Here is an 18,796-nt window from a genome sequence, read left to right as displayed (position 1 = left end):
TCTAAATCTATGATATGAACTACCTATGTTGAACTTATACAGAAAAATTCTCATTATCTTGCGAGATAACTTACGATTATCCAATTATTGTCGCCAGTTTTTTTCCTAATAAGATACCGAAAATACAGCAGCAAACGCTTAACGCTACATATACTCCTCCAAGGGCATATGCTTTGTTTTCAAGCAACTTATATGCCTCAAGCGAAAACGTTGAAAATGTTGTGAAGCCACCGCATACACCTGTCTTCCAGAAGAGTACCGTATTGGGTGATATTTCATCTTTTTTATCTGTTAATCCAACTATGAAACCTATCAGAATCGCACCAAGCATATTAGTTACCAACGTCAGTATTGGAAACTGTCCTTTTACCGGTATAAGACTTATTGCATATCTAGCTACCGCTCCCAATGCGCCACCAAGTGCCACGAAAACAAAACTCATTTCATTTCCTCTTTTAACAATTATTTTGATTGAAAGCATTGATTGATAAAACTGCATCTTGCCTCCAATGTACTTTGGGCTATTCTTGCATCATAATTGGAATCGAAGGCATGGAACGTCCCATGATTATCCAGCAAGGTTGCATTTGTAACAGTTTCTTTTGCCTTTTCATATAGCAATTTTCCTTCATCGTGCAGGCAATCAAATTCCTCAATCTCTACAAAGAGATTGTCCACATCAAGTTCTTCAGCCCTCTGAATTGGTGAAATATACTCCTGTCCATTTAAGAACTGTTTCCAGAACAGTTTATTTGCCTTTCCATCCCACACCGGAGTATCTGTATATCTTTTGACGGATTCCGTACTACTCGTATGATCCGTGACTGGATATATTAACATCAATCCACTGGGTTTAATTAGTCCAATTTCTTTTATACCCAAATAGCTTTCAAGCGACAAAAGGCCTCCTGCCGAGTCGCCCCCGATAACAGTCCGTTTAGGATCAATCCCTAGCCTGTCAGAATATTCAAGGAGATATTTATATCCATTAATGCAATCATTCATAGCATCGGGCCAAATGTGTTTAGGCATTAGTTTGTAATCTATCCCGATAACTCTGCAACCGCATTTTAATGCATATTGCTGTTCATAATGATATTGAACATCCGTTGCTTTAAAAACAAATCCTCCGCCATGAATATAATATAAGCACGGTGAAATCTCTCCCTTTAGCGATACCGGTGTAAACATGTGCATGGTTACATCGCCATTTTTCCATTCCTGATAGTCTATAATTGACTTGTTAATCTTCGCAGGAAGAGTCGAAAGATATGTATTAATGGCCATTACAACAAATCTGTTATTTGGCAAATGGAGATTTCTTAATTTTACCAATTCTTTGTCTATAGGATATTTCCCCAAAGTATGATATCCTCTCGTTCCTCATAATACATTAAATTGCGAGATAAAAGGCTATGCCCTTATTCTGCCAGATTCAAGATTACAACAATATTGTCAAGCCAAGAAACATAATTGCCCCAGCAACGTTTCCTTTTGCCGGTATCTTCGTTGGCAAGATCAGAAGCATAATAGGCAAAGTATTAACAATACATGCCCACTGAGGCAAGCTTGTCTGTTTCGAAACTACCATAACCAGAAAGCTTATTAAAAACAAAAGCTCTCCGAGGTATCCTATAATCATGGTAACGATCGTCTTTTTCTGGAAATCCAGTACCAATTCCCGGGCTTCTTCAGTTCTTCCGAGTTTGATATAAAACCACTCTACCAAGCCGCATATAATATGGTGTGTAACTATGGGAACTACAAATAGCACAGTGCTGGCCAGCATGATATAAGCAGTTACAGTATTATACCCATGCATCCAACTTGCCAGTGCCAAATAGCCAAATGTAAATGCTGTGATAGAAAATGTGCCTATCAGAATAGATGCCATCGGCTGCCAAAGCGGCATAGCGTCAAACATCTTTGACATCTTCGCCGGATCATTTATTTCTTTTAAGTTCAGTCGTCCGTTCTTTCCATAGCTCAACAGGCAGTCACTATATCCACATAAAACGTGTGCTACGCAAGCCAATATCAATAATCCCTTCAGCATATTCGTATCCTCGTGATTGAAATCTTTCCTTACGCAGACTTTCTTTTTAACCACACTGCTATCACAACTGCAAATGACAAAAGCTGCGCAATAATAACTCGAACGATCATCATATCATCTGTTCCTGTATCGGTTATCACATGGAGTAGATTCGTCGCAATACAGTTGTTAAAAAAGTGGTCGGCCATACCGGCATACAGGTTTCCGGTCATCCGGTACAAAAGTCCCCATTTTATTCCCATCATCCCCGCGAGAATGATATATCCTACTCCAAGGGCGACAAAAGATGCGGTGTTAATATCACCATCGATGAGATTATGCAGCGGGGTTACTATATGCCAGATTCCAAACAAAAATGCCTGAAATAAGAGGGCAAATCTCATGGAATGATCCATATCCACGATCTTATAGAACAACCCACGAAATGTCCCTTCCTCCATGATCACGTTTATAACGTTAAAGAACACACACATCAATATGAAACCGATACCAGTATGTACTGAGGCTTCTCCCGTAAGAGAAAAACCGGTAGTAAACACTCCAAGATGGGCTTTCAACCCCTGATTTCTTAACATAAGAATCTCAATCGTATATGATATCAAGAATGAACTGATGCCGAGGATAAGACCGATACAGATGCCTTTCGAAAACCCGTTTTTTGCAAAACCTATATCCTCCCACTTCCAATTGAGAAGACGCAGGACAACAAAGACAGCAAAAATGCCAAACAGCTTGTTTATACAGTTTTCACCAAGCACCGTCTCATCCATACGAAGAACGATTGCTTCAAATCCATGTACAAAGATCAATATTGCGAATATGATCCAACATGATAACACGGTTTTCTGTTTAATATTTTCACTCATGTCACTTTCTCCTACAATCTTCGACTTCTTTAGCACGCTATTTTTAAAGATAATCAGAGTCCCTAAATCAGCTTTTCGTTCCTTTGCTCAGGAGCCTGATCCACTTTCTCTGTCTGTGCGCATAAAAACACCTAGCCCATAAGTAAACGAATATCGTCTTCCAACCGGCTTCTATCTCAACAATATCAGAGTATAGACATTGATCCGGTGAAATTTCCTCTAAAACAATCCTGTGATTCCATGTTGGAACATATTCATTTCCTTCATGAGTATATATGCCATCATCCTTATCAAAACTGACGACATTTATCTTATGCGTTCCGAATGGTATAATCCCAAAGAGTTTGAACATGTAAACTGAACTTGTCCCGGCTCGCCACTCGGAGATCTTTTCACCCACAGGCGTAAATGTTGCATATGGCCAGGCTATATACTGTAATAGTTTCAGCTTCTGCAGTTTGTTAAACATTTCTTCCCTTGATGCCGGAAAAATAGAAGTTTTTATTACTATCATGGCTTTACAAATCTCCATCACTTTTCACTCTTATACCACGGATGAGTCCCAACTATTTCAAACCCAACCGAGCAGGCCCGCATTTTTCCATTCCTGATAGTCTATAATTGACTTGTTAATCTTCGCAGGAAGAGTCGAAAGATATGTATTATAAGTTTAACGCCATACAAATGGCGCCTTCCAGCTTGTCATAAGGGGGATAGTTATCAATCAGAACATAACCTCTCTTCTCATATAACCCAACGGCATCAAGCATAATCGGTCTCGTTTGCAGAATTGCCCTTTTAAATCCCATTCGCCTGGCCTTTTCCTCAACACGTTCCATTATTTGTGTTGCGATCTTTTTACCTCGATAATCAGGTTCTACCCAGACTCTTTTTATCTCAACATCAGCATCGGAATATCTCTTTAATCCGGCACATCCAACTGCTGTACCATCAGAATATGCGATTATAACATCCGAAATGCTGTCAGACAAATTATATGGAACAAATCCCGATCTATTGGAAATTCCACCTACAATCTTACAGTAATATTCTTCCGTCTTTTCATAAAAGCATCTGAAATCTTCGTTACTACCGCCAGTCCAACGATACTCAATATCCATAATGCCCTCCTCGTTTATCTTCAAAGATAATATCGATATAAAAGGCTTTCCTTATCTTAATCCTTTTGCCAAATCATATGCCCTTTGTGAAAATGTTTCGATTCTTTCTTCTCTATTTATATCATTACCATAGCCTCGGGTCATTTCGTCAAAAGCATACACTTCGCATTTTTTTGCCCTGTTACGAATTCGGTCACCAACCATAACAGTCTTCATGGCTTCAAGTTGCTGCAACCTGATATCATCCTTTAATGAGCCTCCCATTGTAATAAGAAACATGGCTTTTTCCAAAGTTTTCATCGAAGTTTTATCTCCATAGGCAAAACCATATGTCCACACCCTCTGGAACCATCCCTCAAGCATAGCCGGAGAAGCCGTCCAAAAATCAGGATAAATAAATACAACAATGTCGGCCGAATTAATCTTCGCCTGCTCATTAAGAATGTCTTTCTCTACAGGATCCTCTAATCGATAAAATCCTTCTCTAATATATTCACTTTCTGACATGACTGGATTAAATCCCTGTGCATACAAATCAGAGACCTCATAAGAGTGGCCTGCATCCTCGAGCCCTCGTATAAAGGATTCCTTTATCGTATGTGTAAAACTGTTTTTACTTGGATGACAATATACAACTAATACTTTCATAACATCTCCGTTATCTCATCTAACCCTGATTCTGTCTGATCAACTCCCGGATTCTTTCAGAACTATTGCAAAATAGTACTCAGTCTCATCATCATTTCTTTTTCTTCGGAACAGGAAGCTCATCATACATTGCTTCCAAAAGATTTCTAAGAAACTCCTTATTATCAACATCATCAACAAGCAGCATCTTTTTTGCCCCTTCGTAAGGAAGCTCTAGATCCGCATCTGGCATCTTATCTGCAGCTGCCTTAATATTCTTTACGAGAAAACGGTCATCATAGATTCCGCCAACAATCTTGCCACGATAATAGATGATGTATTCGCCCATCATAGCCTTATATGTTATTTCATCCAGCTCAGAAAGCTGTTCTAATATGAATTCCAGATACTCTTTAGTTGATGCCATCCTTCCCTCTTTCACTCATGTTTCTTACCCTCTACTTAATCATTGCGCGCTCTGTGTTTAACTCAAACCCAAACTTTCTGTACAAACCATGAGCATTCTTGGTTAGAAGAATTCCTCTAAGCCCTTGATATACCGGTCTGGATACTGCATATGAAACCAATGCGGTTCCTAGTCCCTGATGCTGATATTCAGGATCGATGATTACATCTGCAAGATAGAAAGTAGTTGCATAGTCACTGATTATCCTTGCAAATCCCACAAGCTTTTCTTCTGCATCAATATAGATTCCATAACAGGAAGCATTTTTCACAGACTTCTCAACCGTCTCAGGTGAACGCTTATCTGCCCAGTATGTCATCTTAAGAAGCCTCTGTATATCTTCCATCTTCATACTCTCTGCGCCATCTATTATTCTGTAGTCCATATCATCCTCATTTCTTTACCAATACCATGCATTCTCAGAAGTCTTCACAATATCTTTTTTGTCAGCAAATCTTATTTCCATCCTAACTCCTGCTTTGCCATTTCAAGCATTCTTCTATCTCTTTTGATCATAATTTCATTGAAATAATCTTCACTAGAATACGCTGCATTAGTCGCAATAGCCTCATCGATATCCACTATTTTCAGCACAAACCCCGCTTTGTCCTCATAAGCATCCAAATCCTGTCCGACAACTCTGTCCTCAACATCACAGAAATAGTAATAGTTCTCCTGTTCAAAGATTTCGCCATCCTTTACAGTGCTCTTCTGTCTTCGCAATACACTTCCATATTCCCTGATAGATTCAGGAATTACTACAAGACCCACTTCTTCCCGAACCTCTCTGATGAGAGCTTCTTTCTTATCTTCGTCATCATGGATTCCTCCGCCAGGGAACTTGTAATACTTCTCTTTCTTGCTGTAAACGAGAGCTATCTTATCATCTTTTATAATGATGGCCCTCGCTGAAGGTCTGCGAAAAACCGTATCTGTTTCTTTATAATCCTTAAGATCTATTTCAAATAACTGTTTCATAATGCTCCATTACTCAGATTGCCTTTGAATAGAAATACTTGCTCAGTTTAGGATCCTTGTCTTCTCTAACAAATTCCAAAGAGTATCCAAGCTTCTTATAAAATTCCGGTGCCTGGAATCCAAAGGTCGTCAGGGTGATTTTCTCAAATCCCTTTCCCGAATACTCCTCCTCAACTTTCTTAACAAGCTCTGATCCGAGCCTAAGCCTTCTATACTTCTCATCAATTATCAGATCACCGATATGAACCTCGTTGTAATATGCTCTTCCGGTTATTACTCCTATGATTTCTCCCTCATCATTCTCTGCAGCAAAGCAGTATTCCTCAAAATTCAGCTTCACATTGCTCTTTATCGCATAATCTGTGAATGCTTCATTTATAAACAGGCCTGCTCTATCATCAGTTTCAGATACTCTTTTTATCACCATTTATATATCCTCACAAAATTCTTTTATTTCCTCTATTCTTGGCTCCACATTTTCCTTGTATTCTACAGAACACAATCCCAGGCTCTTCACCGCTTGAATCTCTAAATGTCCGTAAAAGTGCTCGATACTATGAATAATCCGCTCACATTCAGGCATACTCGGCCCTGTTCTAAGGGCTATAGAGTAGCCTCTTTTACCTGGTCTAATCGTTGCATGTGGCTCATGGGTATTACACCATGGGGTACATCTGTCTATAAAAGCTTTATATTGTCCGGGAATATCAGCCCAGTACGATGGAGAAACTGAAACTATCACATCTGCAGCATCAAATTCATCCATGATTACCGGAATATCATCCTCTATCACGCACTTAGCAGTGCTGTGGCACGAACGGCATCCTTTGCAAAAACTGAAGGTATAGTCATCAATGCAAATATTCTTAACATCATATTTCTTTGACAGTTCCTGTGAAACAATACTGACTATCTCAGCTGTAGCTCCATGTCTGACAGGACTGCAGTTAATCACCAATGCTTTCATCCATCTCTCCATCTTTACAAGATATTTAGCACTTGCTTATAATTCTTTATCCGAATATGCTTTTGATTTAAGCACTGTCACCTTATCCCGGAAGAATTCTCTGCATATTCGAAGTTCCAATTCTTGCCTGTGCGAAAAGTGTTTTAACAACTCTTCCTCACCTGATATCCCATTAATTTTGGCATAAGGTGACTCATCAAAATACCTCATCATAAGGGGAAACCACATCTCATTCCCATTCTCATCGGAACGCTCCTTTCTGATGACCCCGATATTATCGGCAACATTCTCTGTTTCTAAATAAAATATACGAAACGGTGTTTTCTCAATCAAGTCCGCAAGTTCCTTATAAAAGTCCAGTATTGCCTGATCTGAAGCATTCCTGTAAAGTATCATATCTTCAACAATATTCTGGAATAATGAGCACTCAAAAATCATGTTATCGCCGTTCCAATTATTAAACCTGTTAAATACAATCCTCTTAAACTCGTCAAAAACAAGACGACCATTATAGATTTCGTATTTTTCAAGGTCTTTATGAAATCCCGGAACATCCGTGAGAATCTTCGTATAGCAAATGATTTTATTATCGCCTTCAGCATAGCTATTATCTTCAATCATTGAACGAATACCAGCATACTTCTCGAGTATGTCAGAATATTGTTCTTTTGTTACGAGGGCACACCAAGCCAATTCTACAGGTGAATAATCACCTTCACGTAAAACTACGCAAGTTGTATATCTTCTGGCCAACTTTTCTAGCAAAGTACTTTTGCCACTTCCTTGTAGACCTTCTATAAAATAATTCATTGGTTCGCTCCTCCGATATATTTAAAGTTACTGCTTCTCAGCTTCTATCTTTTTTAGGGTATCATCCAAAATTTCTTTTCTCAGTTCAGTAAGCCAATCCGAGAATGCAACAGTATCAAATGCATATGTTTTATTAAGCTCAAACTCGTTTTCTGACCATGTATCTATAGGAGATTCATTGTGCTGTATAAGAGCTTCGAGCTTATCAAGAGACTTGTATAACTTTGCTTCCTTAGTTTTCTGCGCATCCATCTCTTTGTATAACTCGGCGATATCTCTGGATAATTCCTCCGGCAGTGATTGCACCCACTTGTTGAGAAGCGAATCCTCAACTTCTCTGTCATCATCTGTCTTGATAAAGGTTGGAATATCACCAGTAAAGCATTCCCCAAGATCATGGATGAGGCACATGTCTACAACTTTATCCATATCCAGATCCGGAAACTCGTGCCTTAGAAGAAATGCCATCAGCGAAATACGCCAACTATGTTCAGCAACGCTCTCTGTCCGCCTTTTTGTAGTAGTGCAATGGCGTGGCGTATCTTTCAATCTCTCAGCAATGTGTAAAATATCCAGGTATTCTCTAGCGTTCATACTAATCCTCCCAAGTAAAAGTTTTACCCTGCCAGTTGCATGACCCCCCAGGGACGGGGTTAGTGGTTCACTATTTTTTTCTCAAACTAAAATGAAGAAATGAAAGTATACCGACGGGCAGAAAATAAAAAGTCAATAATCAGAAAAAATGCAAACAGAACTACTGTCACTGTTACGATTGCAGATCCTACTTTAGATAGCGTCTGGTTCAAATTCATTATACTAAGTCTTTTGTGTAGTAATGCCTTTTGCCAGAATAAGGATAGTCATTAAGAGTAAAAACCTCTTTATATCCATGCATTTTGTAAAACTCCGGTGCCTGGAACGAAAATGTATCAACAAACGCATATTTACATCCGCGTTTTACGGCTTCCGTTTCTGCAGATAATAACAATTTGCTTCCCATACCCTCTTTCCTGAATTCTTCAGCAACAAAGAGATAATGTATGCACAACCAGTTCCCAAAAATTTCGCCAGTAAGTCCTGCTACCTTTTTATTTTTTTCATCCTCTAAAAACAAACCAATAGGGACATTCTTTGATGCTTCTCGTTTACTAAGGTTGTACTCCTTTAACATCGCATGAATATCGTTAATATCTTGCTCGTTCCCATCATCAGTAATTCTAAGCTTAAAGTCTTTTTCTTGCTTCATCTAACGCCTCACTGTTTTGTTTTACTTACTCCCTGACTGCCATCCTCATGCTGACAATCCCTTCTTTTTCACCAGTTTCTTCAAATCCCATTCTCTTGTAAAGGCCATATCCTATCTGCATTACAGAAGGCTTCGTTGTAAATGTAACCTCCGCAAATCCAAGCTCTTTTGCCTTTTCAAGCATGGTGTTTAACATTATTCTGGCATATCCTTTGCCTCGATACTCTGGTTTAATGAATAATCGTTTCGCCTCACAAGTAGTATCATCCAGCTTCTTTATTGCTATACACGCTACAGGAGTATTATCTTCATAGCCAACAAGAAGCGCTCCTCCACTGTAGAAGGCTTCCAGATCAGCCAGTTCCTTATCAAAAGAAACAAAGCAGCTTTCTGCGCCTTTGATCTGCGAATACTCTTTGAACAACTCTTTTACCACTTCGATGTCGTTATACTCTTTCACCTCAAAAATTGCCATAGTTGGTCTCCTTAAACAAAGTTATGGTCAGTCCGGCAATTCATAGTCTTCAGCATTAATCACTAAAGAGCCGTCCATGCCGCTTATTCCAATGGTAAATGTCTTTACGCTACCATCTGGTCCTTTATAGGAAAAACCGTTAAGGGACATATCTCCAGGGAATTCTAAATGAACAGTCGCCGGAGAGTCTTTCGTAAGTTCCGCCTCACGGTACACCTCTGTAGGAATGTAATCCACAGTGCCATCGTCATGGATGTCCAGCTCCAGAGAATATACCCTGAAGTCCTCTACGCTCTCGTCCGTATGAAACACGATATCATCATCAAGAAAATCTGCTGATACCGTAGGCTCTTTTGCCTGATCTGATACGCAGATACTCAGTGATGAGGATCCACTGTATGTATCAGCAAATTCGCTTTCATCCCATGTTCCATAGTATTCCAGGATATTGCTGTCCGTCTCACAGGTCTGATATGTGTACTTAAATCCATTAGAATTCTCAGCCTGTACTCTAATACCACCACTGGCAGTTTTTTCAATAGTGCTGATTTTGTCCGCGTGGTCCAGAGAAAACTCTCCATCCTTCATGTGTCCATACTGAATCTCAGAATCTGTAAACTGTACATAGTATTCTGGCTGCATGGATTCCCCATCGTCATATCCAATAGATGCTGTCTGCCAGAGGCCTGGTATGGAAAGTCCTGTATCCGCAGAAGTCTCTTTTGAAGCTTCCGCACTGGGTACACTTTCTTTTTCGACTGTAACTACGTTATTGCTAGATTCAGAGCCTTTTCCACACGCTGTTATTCCGACGCAAAGCACTACTCCCGCAATCATTAAAGCCAATACTCTTTTCATACTCATCATCTCTCCCAGTTTACTGTTCCCATTCTTTTTTCAAAAGTCTGTACTCCAGACGGGTTTTCATACGTCCATCGTGCCATTCATAATCAACGTGTTCCGCTTCTTTTATCATGCCATTCTTTTGCATGACTCTCTCGGAGCGGGTATTCTCTTTAAGACAACCTGTTGTGACTCTGTACACGTTGTTTTCAGTAAATGCGAACTCAAAAACCTTCTTAAGAGCCTCGGTAGTATATCCATTTCCCCAGAACTTCGGATATATGAAGTATCCGAGATGAACAATCTTTCCTACAGGGGTTTCATCAACTAATGTATAGCCTATGCTTCCTACCTGCTCATGAGTATCTTTGGTCTCCATGTGAAGAAAATAGAACTTGCGATGCTCACTCTCCATATCAGCAAGGACTTCCTCGAACTCAGCCTTAGCTGTTTCGAGGTCGTCAAGCCTTATATCCTGCATGTAGTACATAGTCTCGTCATCAGTTTTCAATTTATAATATGCCTCAAAGTCAGATTCTACGTAGTCACGTAGGCATAATCTTTCTGTTTCAAGTCTTATCATTACTGTATCTCCGAAAGGTAATAGAAGTAGTCCGCATTATTTAGTCAAATAACTGTCCGGGAAGTTTAAGCTTTTCCTTAGGTGGGAACTGCTTGTCGAATTCCTCTACATCCTCATCTTTTACATAATAGCCCTGAGGTGTCTGGTAAACACCAGTTACATCATCAAGATATCCTGGGATCAGCTCTTTGCACAGGAAGAATGAAGCATCAGCATCCTCAGGCAGATCGTGATAGCGGATTCCAAACTTGCTTGCATAATCAAACCCGCAATTACTATAAAAACCGATATTTCCTTCAAAGAGCACTGCTCCAAAGCCCATTTCTGTCGCTTTTTCAAGGCAAAAGTCCAGCAGAGCCTTTCCATAGCCCTTGCGCTTGAGTTCTGGTGTGATGCCGATTGGTCCCATTGTAAGAACGTCGATTGTCCTTCCATCATCTGCTTCAATAACGGTCTTCATGAATATGTTCTGCCCGATCAGCTTGCCATCCTGCTCCATTACAAAATCAAGCTCTGGAATAAATGCAGGATCGTCCCTGAGCACATGGATGACATAATGCTCACTGCAACCTGGGCGATATACGTTCCAAAATGACTCTCTTACAAGATTTTCTACTTCTCTGTATTCTTTCTTTTCTTCTAAACGAATTGTGTAATTACTCATTGTTGTCTCCTTTCTAAATCATCTCATCTTATAGATGAGAATTCCCTTTGCGATTATCATCAAAAATAAAATTGTAACCCCGTAGGCTTCCCTCGCCATGCCAAGGAATAGAACTGCCAGAACTCCAACAATCATCGACACAGCCGTTACTGCGCTCTGGCCTTTTTCTACTCTTAGTTTGGTCAAAAGAACCTTAACCGCCCCTATGATCACTAATAAAACGAACAAGACCCAATACCCGCTAAGGTTAAGATTGCTAGTTTGAGTGTAGTAAGGCAGGCTCACTGCATAATAAAAGCCGTCTCTCAGATTTGGATAAATTGGCAGCACAATAAGTGCCACAGCCATAAGATCCACGGCTCCAAATAACATATTGCAGATGTGACGGATATTGTCTCTATTCTCTTTCTCAGCAATAGATACCATCTTTTCAGCCGATAGAAGCTCGTCTATCGATACTGAAAAGAACTTTGATATCTCTTTTAATGAATCTATACTGGGATAACCTCGACCAGACTCCCACTTGGAAATGGCAGTTCTTGATACATACAAAGCCTCTGCCAGTTCTTCCTGGGTCATATCCTTTTTCTTTCTCAGTTCCTGCAGTTTTTCACTAAACTCCATATCATAACTCCCGCTCATACACTGGCCTTCTCATCTGTGATCAGAACTACCGCCTTATAGATAAGGAAAAGCCCTGCACTCAAAAGAATTGATCCCACAATATCTGTCAGCCAGTGCACTCCAGCTACTGTTCTTCCAACTACCATAAAAAGAGAAAACAGAATGGAAAATGCACATACAACTTTTACTCCTGCTCCATCCTTCATTCTTCTTTTTGCCTGGAAATAGAGGGTTGGCATAACGCTCAGTACCAACAGTGTAGTTGAGGATGGATAAGAAGCTTCCAATATGCCCTCAATAAGTACTGGTCTGTAGTTTATTGGTATCATCTCAAATAACAGATAGCCAAATATCACTATAATATAGTATATCCCAAGTACTACTATGTCGGTATCGACTTTACGAAGATCTCTTCTCTTTACCAGCTGCATAAATCCTATTCCTGCAAATATCAGGCATATACATATTGGTACCAGTCCAAGCCAGTCAGTGATTGTGTATATAGCCATATGTACGCCTGTTAATTTGTGGAACATACAGTTGATGGTGGCAAATCCTATATCTGTTCCATTCTGTCCTGCAGGTTTAACATCTACAGTCTGGATCAGGAATGTCCAGATAATAAATGCCATCATAAAAATCATTCCAAATTTTAAGTTCTTTTTTCCTGTTTCTTTCATTTTTCATTTCCTTTCTGTGCTATTTTGTTCAGGAGCTAGTCCAAAAGTAGCAACACACATGAAAAACGTAAAGAAACGCTTGGTAACATGACAGACACGATTCGTATCATCCGCATATTTATCATAATCCAAAAGAAAAAACAGACCTTCTCTACACGGAAAAAGGTCTGTTTTACACTTAACTATTTTAGCTAAAAATATCAGCTGTTTTTCTTGGCAACGATCAGGTATCTGTGAATGGTTCCCTCCACAAAGCCATCTCTGTCGATCACTTCCTGCATTTTGAGAAGCTCATCAAAGCACTTCTCTACAGAGAATCCCGGGAATTCCCATTCAATTATGTGCGCAAACCATACAAATGCTCCAATATTAAAGAACCTGATTGGCTTGAAAACTTCATCTGCCTGGATTATCTCAAAACCAGCATCCTCAAATCTCTTGCGCTGAATGGATAATTCAAGGTCAGGGAAAGGCATCGGAACATCTGGAAGAACCATCTCAACCAGATCTCTGTCATTTTTGCTTCCTACCTGCTGAGTAATAAAGATTCCTTCAGGTTTAAGGAGTCTTCGCGCCTCCACTGGGTCGAAGCTTCCATGCCTGTTTATCATTATGTCAAAAGAACTGTCGGCAAAGGGAATGTTTGATTCGTCACTGCAGGGCTTGAAATCAATTCCAAGGGGCAACAATGTCTCCTTGCAAAGCTCGACATTAGGGGCATATCCTTCTGTCGCTGCTGTGTTCTTGTAGGGATGTCCCAATGATAACAGGAACTCGCCACCACCCGTGTCAAAATCCATCAGCTTCATGTCAGGAAGAAGATACTCATCTATTATCTTTTTGTAGTCCCAGGGAAGATCATCTTCCTCTTCATATCTGTCATGGATATGAGAGAAGTCCCATCCATGAATGTGTGCGATCTTCTCCTCAGCTTCCCATTCTTTTCTAAGTTCATTTATTCTTTCTGTGTTCATATCTGCTCCTTTTTCAAATAATAGTCTGTTATGCCTCTCGATTCAAGAAACTCTTGTATCTTGGCATACCGCTCATTCATCGCATTATGGGCAGAATCCGGAATCCAGCTTCCATTGTGATGATGTACGGTATAGCTTAATTCTGTATTATAGACTATTCCTGTATCAAAGCTTTTACAGGTCAGAACTTCAAATGGATAGATAGTGATATCATCTACCTGCTGGAAACCGCCATCCTTTTTAAGGCCGTGCTTTTCTATGACCTGAGTGTAACGCACTGGACAGGTGGAATTATCCCATGTTCCATCGGCCTTAAAGTAGGGTCTCTCTTCATAGCTTTCGCAGATTTCCTGCATGATGGGATGACCAGGCCTTGCTCCCATTCCAGAACCACACTCTATTCGGTCCAGAGATTCAAAGCTCATATAGGCATCATTGCACAGCAGATCATCGATGGGACGAAGCATCTCCACATCAAGGTCCATATACACTCCGCCATATCTACGAAGCAGATCCGCACGGGCATAATCTGATGCAAATGACCAGTTCCTATCCCCAATTGCCTGCTCAAAAAACAAGCAGTGATCCGGTTTATACGTCTGCATATCCCAGATCTTTATTTCGTAATCAGGAGCATACTTTTTCCAGGATTCAAGGCACTTTAAATACAGCTCAGGCATCGGCTCGCCCGAAAACCATATAGCATGAATAATCCTGGGAATCACTGGTTTGTCATGCTTACGATAGTTTACAGGTGGCTTGCCAGCAGATAAAAGAAGCATATCCTCATAAAGAGATTCCAGATAAATTGCTGGAACAGCTTCAAACCTGGACAATCTGACGTCAGATCGAAGCTGAGACAGGATTTCTTCATGCCCTGTCACAGCAATCAGAATAACAGTCTTGCTGCTATCCATTTTAGCCAGCTCTACTTTATCCGTTGCTGATACAAAGCCCTTTAAATTATCTATCAGGCCACTTTTGCGTAAGAAGGGGGTAGTGATGTTTTTAAAATGCTTACCACTACCCCAGCAAACTATATCTTTAGTTTTTAGTACTTCAAAATATTCAGAAATTTTCATGTCACTTAGCTATAAATAATACTCCCAGTGTTCCAGGGCCGCAGTGGGATGAAACAACTCCTCCTGCCCTGGTCTCGAGGATTTCATCAAATACGCCAAGACCACTTAAATAGTCTCTTACTGCTTCAACTATCTCCCTGTCGCATCCAGAGTGGGTTATGAATACTCTCTCAGGTCTTGCGTTCTTTAGTTCAGCCTCCATGTCCTTTACATAGTCAAGCACAAATCGCTTGCTGGGTCCGCGATATTTCTTTTCTGGGTGCATTGCTCCATCTGCCACTGCGATACGTGGATGAAGCTTAAGCGCCGTTCCAAGAAGAGCTGCAACCCCAGAGCAGCGGCCTCCTCTGTGGAGATATACAAGGGTATCAATAACAAAGCTTGCACAGACTTTAGCTTTTGTATTTTCTATTTCCTGAACGATTTCTTTTGCAGACTTTCCAGCTTTTGCCATTTCAGCGGCATATAATACCAACAGGCCAATACCGGTAGAAAGATTGGCGGAATCTATAACATAGACCCTGTCAGACATCTCAAGATCCTCAGCAGCAAGCCTTACATTGTTGAAACTTGCTGACATTGAAGATGAGATTGTAAATATGATGTATTCATCTGAGCTGTCAGGGTCCAGGTATTTCGAGATATCCTCAACACTTGCCGCAGCTGTCTTGGGAGTTTCTCCGTGCTCATCAGACCATTTATAGAGCTCTTCCGGAGAAATATTCACACCATCCAGATATTCCTCATCCCCAAGCCTTACGTACAGCGGAATTATGCCCAAGTCATACTTCTGGACCAGCTCCTTTGAAAGATCGCACGTGCTATCTGACAGAATTTTTATCATTGCCTTTTCCCCCAGCAAACTGTAAATTAGTATCTTCTTAACAATTTACCAACTTTTCTTCATCGCTACAACAACATATTAGATGATGGAAATCATTTTCCTAGTTAAAAGGCTATGCCCTAATCCCGACAAACCTGAATTTGTTAAATTGATATCCACCAGCATACACCATATTTATCAATAATGGTGGCGCAACATTTACTCCATGGAAGTTCTCCGATAGGTTCGATAATTACGCCCCCATCGCTCAAAACCTGAAAAGCATTATAAACAGCTTCTTCTGTTCCCATTTCAAAAACGTTAAAAGTCATAGTTTCCCACTTGTTTTTGTGTACTACATCTATATCACAGGGATTTTTCGCTTCTGCCAATGCCAAAAAACCTTCCCCGTTTACAGATAGCTCACAGTGCTCATAAGCAGTGTTATCTTCGTTTTTAAACTCCCGGGTTATTTCTGCTCCAAAGGCTTTGCAGTATGTTTTTGCTGCTTCAAAACTGTTTTTAACATATACCTGTGTATAATTCTTCATCGCAACCCCCACAAACATCGATTTGTCATCGTCTATAAAACTGAAAGTAAAATCTTCGTGAACAAAAGATTGTTCACACGCTCTGTAATATACAGTTCTGTATCTGTCTCTACCAAATCATAGCTCTCTATTACAGCCTTATCGTGCTTCTCCAGTACTTCCTCGTACCCTAAAGCTGTGTCCTTCTTCTTAGGAAATCGTATTGAACTGTCAAAACTGTCCACAGTAACGAGACCCTGCCTGCTACAAATTGCATTCCACTCTTCCTTGGTATAAAACTTAATATGCCCATCCTTCTTAAGCCGCATATAATCATCAACAAATCTATTCGAATCACATTCGTTAGGGCATGGATCTGAAATGAAGAATTTACCACCATTCTTTAAAACTCTGCTCACTTCACCAACGCTATGCTCTATATCAGGAAAATGATGCAAAGCGTATCTTGTCACCACAAGATCAAAGGTATCATCTTCAAATGGAAAATCGATTCCGTCATAACTTACAAACGACAGATTTTTAATTCCTTCGACATCTGCTCTTGTTCGGTTTGCCTCAAGTGCGGCATTCACGATATCCAGCCCGATCACATCACAGCCGGGATTGTTCTTCGCAATAGGAAAAGAAAGATATCCACTCCCGGTTCCGAGGTCAAGAATCCTCATTCCATCACTTATTTTCAAAAATCCGAGTATTTTTTCCAAATGCTCTGTATCTTGTGTCTGTCTGTTATAAAAGTCACCAGTAGCAAAGCTTTCTTCAAACCCTTTTCGGGTATCATTTATACTTTCTTTGATGTCCATGGCATCATCCTTCCTCAAGCAAGTTTTTGAACACCTGTGTTATTTTTGATTCGCCTTTATGATTCCAGATAAACTTCACATCGCTTCCAACAGAAGGTTCTTTGTTAATCTCCTCGAGGCGGTTTTCATCTTCAAGCTTTTCAAAGTCTGCACTCTCAATCAGCTTCCCTTTTATGTTTGAAAAATCATCACTAAGCGGAAGGCACATAAGGGCATCAAATGTATTTCCCTGGGCATCCGTAATTCCGCATTCTGCGCCTCGCCTAAGCCCAAATCTCGGATAGTAATTTGGCTCTCCCATGAGTGCGATCGCTTTTATTCCGGCTTCCTTGGCAAGCTTTATGGTTTCTCGCATAAGAGCACCACCTATATCATTTCCTTCCATAGTTGGTTCAACAGCAAGTGGCCCGAACGTAGCTATTTCATGTCTGACATTTCCATCATCAATCCATGCCTTTGTATAATAAACTGCTCCGACAATTTTGCCGTCAACCTCAGCTATACGGCTTATCTCGGGAATGTAATCCTCCGATCCCCTGATAATGCGAATCAGGAAATGCTCGGTGCATCCGGGCCAGTACTTATTCCAAAAACTACGCATTGTCATTAGCTCTGTCTCTTTATAATCTGCAGGCGTTTCTGACCTTATGATCAAATTATCTATCATTCTAGGTTCCTTTCCATGGCCCGGCGTTACCAATCCGGCCATTGTCGTTCTAAGTTATTCCGAAGTTCAAAGTGCATTCTTCGGACAGTTCTTCACACATTCCATGCACAGAATACACTCTGTTCCATTTTTACGTTTTCTTGAATTATCCGTCACATCTACATTCATAGGGCATACCCGCTTGCACTTCCCACAGGATATACATTTCTCTTTATCACATTTTATCCGGATCATTGAAAAGTAGCTCATCGGCTTTAAGAATACAGTGATCGGACAGATGTATTTGCAAAATGCTCTGTTATCCTTAAAAGCAAATGCCAGTGCTATGCCGGTTCCGTAATACGCGATATTCCCGATTACAAACGCCAGGAACATGATACGTTCGATATTTCCTACCTTTGCAAGGAATAATCCCGATACAAATATAAGCGATACTGCAAAAGTGATATACCGGATCCACCCCAGGTTTCGCCTTGGCTCATTCGGTTCCTTATACGGAAGGAAATCCAGCACCATCGCTGTCCAGCAGGCATATCCGCACCATCCGCGGCCGAAGATCAATGGTCCGAATATTTTTGCAACAGCATAATGTATAGTCGCTGCCTCAAATACTCCTGTAAAGAGGTAATACCAGAAACCTTCTATCTGCATATTTTCCTGACAGATGAGCCCCAGGTAGATCAGCATATATAAACCGACAAGAAGCTGCACTATGCGGCGGGCATAGTTATATCTCCTTATGAAAAGAAACACTCCCAACGATATGGATAGGCCTATATAGCTGAAGTTGAACAGGTAAAACAGGTTGTTCTTTGTCAGCCACAGCGTTATTGCTACTGCCTCAAACACTGTCAGCAAGATTATCGGTAATCTGTATTTTTTCATGATCA

General features: G+C 40.4%; 28 protein-coding genes. All 28 read right to left on the bottom strand.

Translation table 11 applies throughout. The annotated features are described in order from the left end of the window. Positions 1-76 precede the first annotated feature (76 nt). The 28 genes from crcB to D6855_RS10550 all read right to left on the bottom strand — a co-directional run bounded on the left by crcB (position 77) and on the right by D6855_RS10550 (position 18,791). Positions 77-442 carry a fluoride efflux transporter CrcB gene (gene crcB / locus D6855_RS10685; protein ID WP_120741061.1) on the bottom strand — a complete coding sequence of 122 codons (366 nt, stop codon included), beginning with the start codon at positions 440-442 and terminating at the stop codon, positions 77-79. Between the two features lie 20 nt (positions 443-462). Continuing rightward, the gene (locus D6855_RS10680) at positions 463-1,362 is read right to left on the bottom strand and encodes an alpha/beta hydrolase (protein WP_120740831.1); all 900 of its coding nucleotides are present in this window, start codon (positions 1,360-1,362) and stop codon (positions 463-465) included. A 79-nt stretch (positions 1,363-1,441) separates the two neighbouring features. Then, on the bottom strand, positions 1,442-2,056 hold the full coding sequence (locus D6855_RS10675; RefSeq protein ID WP_026663075.1) for a DUF6796 family protein: 615 nt from the start codon (positions 2,054-2,056) through the stop codon (positions 1,442-1,444). Positions 2,057-2,085: 29 nt separating this feature from the next. Then, the gene (locus D6855_RS10670; RefSeq protein ID WP_120740829.1) at positions 2,086-2,922 is read right to left on the bottom strand and encodes a CPBP family intramembrane glutamic endopeptidase; all 837 of its coding nucleotides are present in this window, start codon (positions 2,920-2,922) and stop codon (positions 2,086-2,088) included. Between the two features lie 67 nt (positions 2,923-2,989). Beyond that, positions 2,990-3,436, bottom strand: a complete 447-nt coding sequence (locus D6855_RS10665; RefSeq protein ID WP_120741059.1) for a hypothetical protein — start codon at positions 3,434-3,436, stop codon at positions 2,990-2,992. A gap of 148 nt (positions 3,437-3,584) precedes the next feature. After that, the gene (locus D6855_RS10660) at positions 3,585-4,043 is read right to left on the bottom strand and encodes a GNAT family N-acetyltransferase (protein WP_120740827.1); all 459 of its coding nucleotides are present in this window, start codon (positions 4,041-4,043) and stop codon (positions 3,585-3,587) included. A 51-nt stretch (positions 4,044-4,094) separates the two neighbouring features. Then, a complete protein-coding gene (locus D6855_RS10655) occupies positions 4,095-4,691 on the bottom strand; it encodes an NAD(P)H-dependent oxidoreductase (protein ID WP_120740825.1) in 597 nt (198 codons plus the stop codon). 91 nt (positions 4,692-4,782) lie between these two features. Next, complete coding sequence (locus D6855_RS10650) at positions 4,783-5,097, bottom strand: TfoX/Sxy family protein (protein WP_120740823.1); 315 nt, start codon at positions 5,095-5,097, stop codon at positions 4,783-4,785. Between the two features lie 31 nt (positions 5,098-5,128). Then, positions 5,129-5,521, bottom strand: coding sequence for a GNAT family N-acetyltransferase (locus D6855_RS10645; RefSeq protein ID WP_120740821.1), 393 nt, complete (start codon positions 5,519-5,521; stop codon positions 5,129-5,131). Positions 5,522-5,592: 71 nt separating this feature from the next. Further along, positions 5,593-6,114 carry an NUDIX domain-containing protein gene (locus tag D6855_RS10640; protein ID WP_120740819.1) on the bottom strand — a complete coding sequence of 174 codons (522 nt, stop codon included), beginning with the start codon at positions 6,112-6,114 and terminating at the stop codon, positions 5,593-5,595. A 13-nt stretch (positions 6,115-6,127) separates the two neighbouring features. Continuing rightward, positions 6,128-6,541 carry a GNAT family N-acetyltransferase gene (locus D6855_RS10635; RefSeq protein ID WP_120740818.1) on the bottom strand — a complete coding sequence of 138 codons (414 nt, stop codon included), beginning with the start codon at positions 6,539-6,541 and terminating at the stop codon, positions 6,128-6,130. Beyond that, positions 6,542-7,081 carry a flavodoxin family protein gene (locus D6855_RS10630; RefSeq protein ID WP_120740816.1) on the bottom strand — a complete coding sequence of 180 codons (540 nt, stop codon included), beginning with the start codon at positions 7,079-7,081 and terminating at the stop codon, positions 6,542-6,544. 36 nt (positions 7,082-7,117) lie between these two features. Continuing rightward, entirely contained in the window at positions 7,118-7,891 is a 774-nt protein-coding gene (locus D6855_RS10625) for a hypothetical protein (protein WP_120740814.1), read from the bottom strand. A gap of 27 nt (positions 7,892-7,918) precedes the next feature. Further along, positions 7,919-8,485 (bottom strand): HD domain-containing protein, encoded by a 567-nt coding sequence (locus D6855_RS10620; protein WP_120740812.1) that lies wholly within the window; start codon positions 8,483-8,485, stop codon positions 7,919-7,921. Between the two features lie 217 nt (positions 8,486-8,702). Next, complete coding sequence (locus D6855_RS10615) at positions 8,703-9,137, bottom strand: GNAT family N-acetyltransferase (protein ID WP_120740810.1); 435 nt, start codon at positions 9,135-9,137, stop codon at positions 8,703-8,705. 25 nt (positions 9,138-9,162) lie between these two features. Then, the gene (locus D6855_RS10610) at positions 9,163-9,612 is read right to left on the bottom strand and encodes a GNAT family N-acetyltransferase (RefSeq protein ID WP_120740808.1); all 450 of its coding nucleotides are present in this window, start codon (positions 9,610-9,612) and stop codon (positions 9,163-9,165) included. 27 nt (positions 9,613-9,639) lie between these two features. Next, the gene (locus D6855_RS10605) at positions 9,640-10,470 is read right to left on the bottom strand and encodes a hypothetical protein (RefSeq protein WP_120740806.1); all 831 of its coding nucleotides are present in this window, start codon (positions 10,468-10,470) and stop codon (positions 9,640-9,642) included. Between the two features lie 19 nt (positions 10,471-10,489). After that, positions 10,490-11,038: a GNAT family N-acetyltransferase gene (locus D6855_RS10600; RefSeq protein WP_120740804.1), complete on the bottom strand. Its 549-nt coding sequence runs from the start codon at positions 11,036-11,038 to the stop codon at positions 10,490-10,492. 40 nt (positions 11,039-11,078) lie between these two features. Further along, entirely contained in the window at positions 11,079-11,702 is a 624-nt protein-coding gene (locus tag D6855_RS10595) for a GNAT family N-acetyltransferase (protein ID WP_120740802.1), read from the bottom strand. Positions 11,703-11,720: 18 nt separating this feature from the next. Next, complete coding sequence (locus tag D6855_RS10590) at positions 11,721-12,344, bottom strand: helix-turn-helix domain-containing protein (protein ID WP_243111882.1); 624 nt, start codon at positions 12,342-12,344, stop codon at positions 11,721-11,723. Then, positions 12,341-13,006: a phosphatase PAP2 family protein gene (locus tag D6855_RS10585; protein ID WP_120740800.1), complete on the bottom strand. Its 666-nt coding sequence runs from the start codon at positions 13,004-13,006 to the stop codon at positions 12,341-12,343. Before D6855_RS10585 ends, D6855_RS10590 begins: the two co-directional genes overlap by 4 nt. Positions 13,007-13,206: 200 nt before the next feature. After that, positions 13,207-13,980, bottom strand: coding sequence for a class I SAM-dependent methyltransferase (locus tag D6855_RS10580; RefSeq protein WP_120740798.1), 774 nt, complete (start codon positions 13,978-13,980; stop codon positions 13,207-13,209). Further along, complete coding sequence (locus tag D6855_RS10575) at positions 13,977-14,897, bottom strand: glycosyltransferase family 32 protein (RefSeq protein WP_158589508.1); 921 nt, start codon at positions 14,895-14,897, stop codon at positions 13,977-13,979. The genes D6855_RS10580 and D6855_RS10575 overlap by 4 nt, the downstream gene beginning before the upstream one ends. Positions 14,898-15,063: 166 nt before the next feature. After that, entirely contained in the window at positions 15,064-15,906 is an 843-nt protein-coding gene (locus D6855_RS10570; RefSeq protein ID WP_120740795.1) for a DegV family protein, read from the bottom strand. Positions 15,907-16,049: 143 nt separating this feature from the next. Then, on the bottom strand, positions 16,050-16,436 hold the full coding sequence (locus D6855_RS10565) for a VOC family protein (RefSeq protein WP_093243825.1): 387 nt from the start codon (positions 16,434-16,436) through the stop codon (positions 16,050-16,052). Positions 16,437-16,468: 32 nt separating this feature from the next. Then, positions 16,469-17,239 carry a class I SAM-dependent methyltransferase gene (locus D6855_RS10560; RefSeq protein ID WP_120740793.1) on the bottom strand — a complete coding sequence of 257 codons (771 nt, stop codon included), beginning with the start codon at positions 17,237-17,239 and terminating at the stop codon, positions 16,469-16,471. Between the two features lie 4 nt (positions 17,240-17,243). Next, the gene (locus tag D6855_RS10555; RefSeq protein WP_158589507.1) at positions 17,244-17,906 is read right to left on the bottom strand and encodes a GNAT family N-acetyltransferase; all 663 of its coding nucleotides are present in this window, start codon (positions 17,904-17,906) and stop codon (positions 17,244-17,246) included. Positions 17,907-17,972: 66 nt separating this feature from the next. Beyond that, the gene (locus tag D6855_RS10550) at positions 17,973-18,791 is read right to left on the bottom strand and encodes a 4Fe-4S binding protein (protein WP_120740789.1); all 819 of its coding nucleotides are present in this window, start codon (positions 18,789-18,791) and stop codon (positions 17,973-17,975) included. Between the last annotated feature and the right edge of the window lie 5 nt (positions 18,792-18,796).

Origin of the sequence: Butyrivibrio sp. CB08 (assembly GCF_003625485.1) — a bacterium.
Classification (GTDB): Bacteria; Bacillota; Clostridia; order Lachnospirales; family Lachnospiraceae; genus Butyrivibrio.
This window is presented reverse-complemented; position numbering and strand designations above follow the sequence as displayed.

Bases quoted from the DNA above. Each gene is read 5' to 3' on its own strand.
- crcB (WP_120741061.1), bottom strand. From the start codon at position 442: ATGAGTTTTGTTTTCGTGGCACTTGGTGGCGCATTGGGAGCGGTAGCT.
- D6855_RS10675 (WP_026663075.1), bottom strand. From the start codon at position 2,056: ATGCTGAAGGGATTATTGATATTGGCTTGCGTAGCACACGTTTTATGT.
- D6855_RS10670 (WP_120740829.1), bottom strand. From the start codon at position 2,922: ATGAGTGAAAATATTAAACAGAAAACCGTGTTATCATGTTGGATCATA.
- D6855_RS10665 (WP_120741059.1), bottom strand. From the start codon at position 3,436: ATGATAGTAATAAAAACTTCTATTTTTCCGGCATCAAGGGAAGAAATG.
- D6855_RS10660 (WP_120740827.1), bottom strand. From the start codon at position 4,043: ATGGATATTGAGTATCGTTGGACTGGCGGTAGTAACGAAGATTTCAGA.
- D6855_RS10655 (WP_120740825.1), bottom strand. From the start codon at position 4,691: ATGAAAGTATTAGTTGTATATTGTCATCCAAGTAAAAACAGTTTTACA.
- D6855_RS10650 (WP_120740823.1), bottom strand. From the start codon at position 5,097: ATGGCATCAACTAAAGAGTATCTGGAATTCATATTAGAACAGCTTTCT.
- D6855_RS10645 (WP_120740821.1), bottom strand. From the start codon at position 5,521: ATGGACTACAGAATAATAGATGGCGCAGAGAGTATGAAGATGGAAGAT.
- D6855_RS10640 (WP_120740819.1), bottom strand. From the start codon at position 6,114: ATGAAACAGTTATTTGAAATAGATCTTAAGGATTATAAAGAAACAGAT.
- D6855_RS10635 (WP_120740818.1), bottom strand. From the start codon at position 6,541: ATGGTGATAAAAAGAGTATCTGAAACTGATGATAGAGCAGGCCTGTTT.
- D6855_RS10630 (WP_120740816.1), bottom strand. From the start codon at position 7,081: ATGAAAGCATTGGTGATTAACTGCAGTCCTGTCAGACATGGAGCTACA.
- D6855_RS10625 (WP_120740814.1), bottom strand. From the start codon at position 7,891: ATGAATTATTTTATAGAAGGTCTACAAGGAAGTGGCAAAAGTACTTTG.
- D6855_RS10620 (WP_120740812.1), bottom strand. From the start codon at position 8,485: ATGAACGCTAGAGAATACCTGGATATTTTACACATTGCTGAGAGATTG.
- D6855_RS10615 (WP_120740810.1), bottom strand. From the start codon at position 9,137: ATGAAGCAAGAAAAAGACTTTAAGCTTAGAATTACTGATGATGGGAAC.
- D6855_RS10610 (WP_120740808.1), bottom strand. From the start codon at position 9,612: ATGGCAATTTTTGAGGTGAAAGAGTATAACGACATCGAAGTGGTAAAA.
- D6855_RS10605 (WP_120740806.1), bottom strand. From the start codon at position 10,470: ATGAAAAGAGTATTGGCTTTAATGATTGCGGGAGTAGTGCTTTGCGTC.
- D6855_RS10600 (WP_120740804.1), bottom strand. From the start codon at position 11,038: ATGATAAGACTTGAAACAGAAAGATTATGCCTACGTGACTACGTAGAA.
- D6855_RS10595 (WP_120740802.1), bottom strand. From the start codon at position 11,702: ATGAGTAATTACACAATTCGTTTAGAAGAAAAGAAAGAATACAGAGAA.
- D6855_RS10590 (WP_243111882.1), bottom strand. From the start codon at position 12,344: ATGAGCGGGAGTTATGATATGGAGTTTAGTGAAAAACTGCAGGAACTG.
- D6855_RS10585 (WP_120740800.1), bottom strand. From the start codon at position 13,006: ATGAAAGAAACAGGAAAAAAGAACTTAAAATTTGGAATGATTTTTATG.
- D6855_RS10580 (WP_120740798.1), bottom strand. From the start codon at position 13,980: ATGAACACAGAAAGAATAAATGAACTTAGAAAAGAATGGGAAGCTGAG.
- D6855_RS10575 (WP_158589508.1), bottom strand. From the start codon at position 14,897: ATGGATAGCAGCAAGACTGTTATTCTGATTGCTGTGACAGGGCATGAA.
- D6855_RS10570 (WP_120740795.1), bottom strand. From the start codon at position 15,906: ATGATAAAAATTCTGTCAGATAGCACGTGCGATCTTTCAAAGGAGCTG.
- D6855_RS10565 (WP_093243825.1), bottom strand. From the start codon at position 16,436: ATGAAGAATTATACACAGGTATATGTTAAAAACAGTTTTGAAGCAGCA.
- D6855_RS10560 (WP_120740793.1), bottom strand. From the start codon at position 17,239: ATGGACATCAAAGAAAGTATAAATGATACCCGAAAAGGGTTTGAAGAA.
- D6855_RS10555 (WP_158589507.1), bottom strand. From the start codon at position 17,906: ATGATAGATAATTTGATCATAAGGTCAGAAACGCCTGCAGATTATAAA.
- D6855_RS10550 (WP_120740789.1), bottom strand. From the start codon at position 18,791: ATGAAAAAATACAGATTACCGATAATCTTGCTGACAGTGTTTGAGGCA.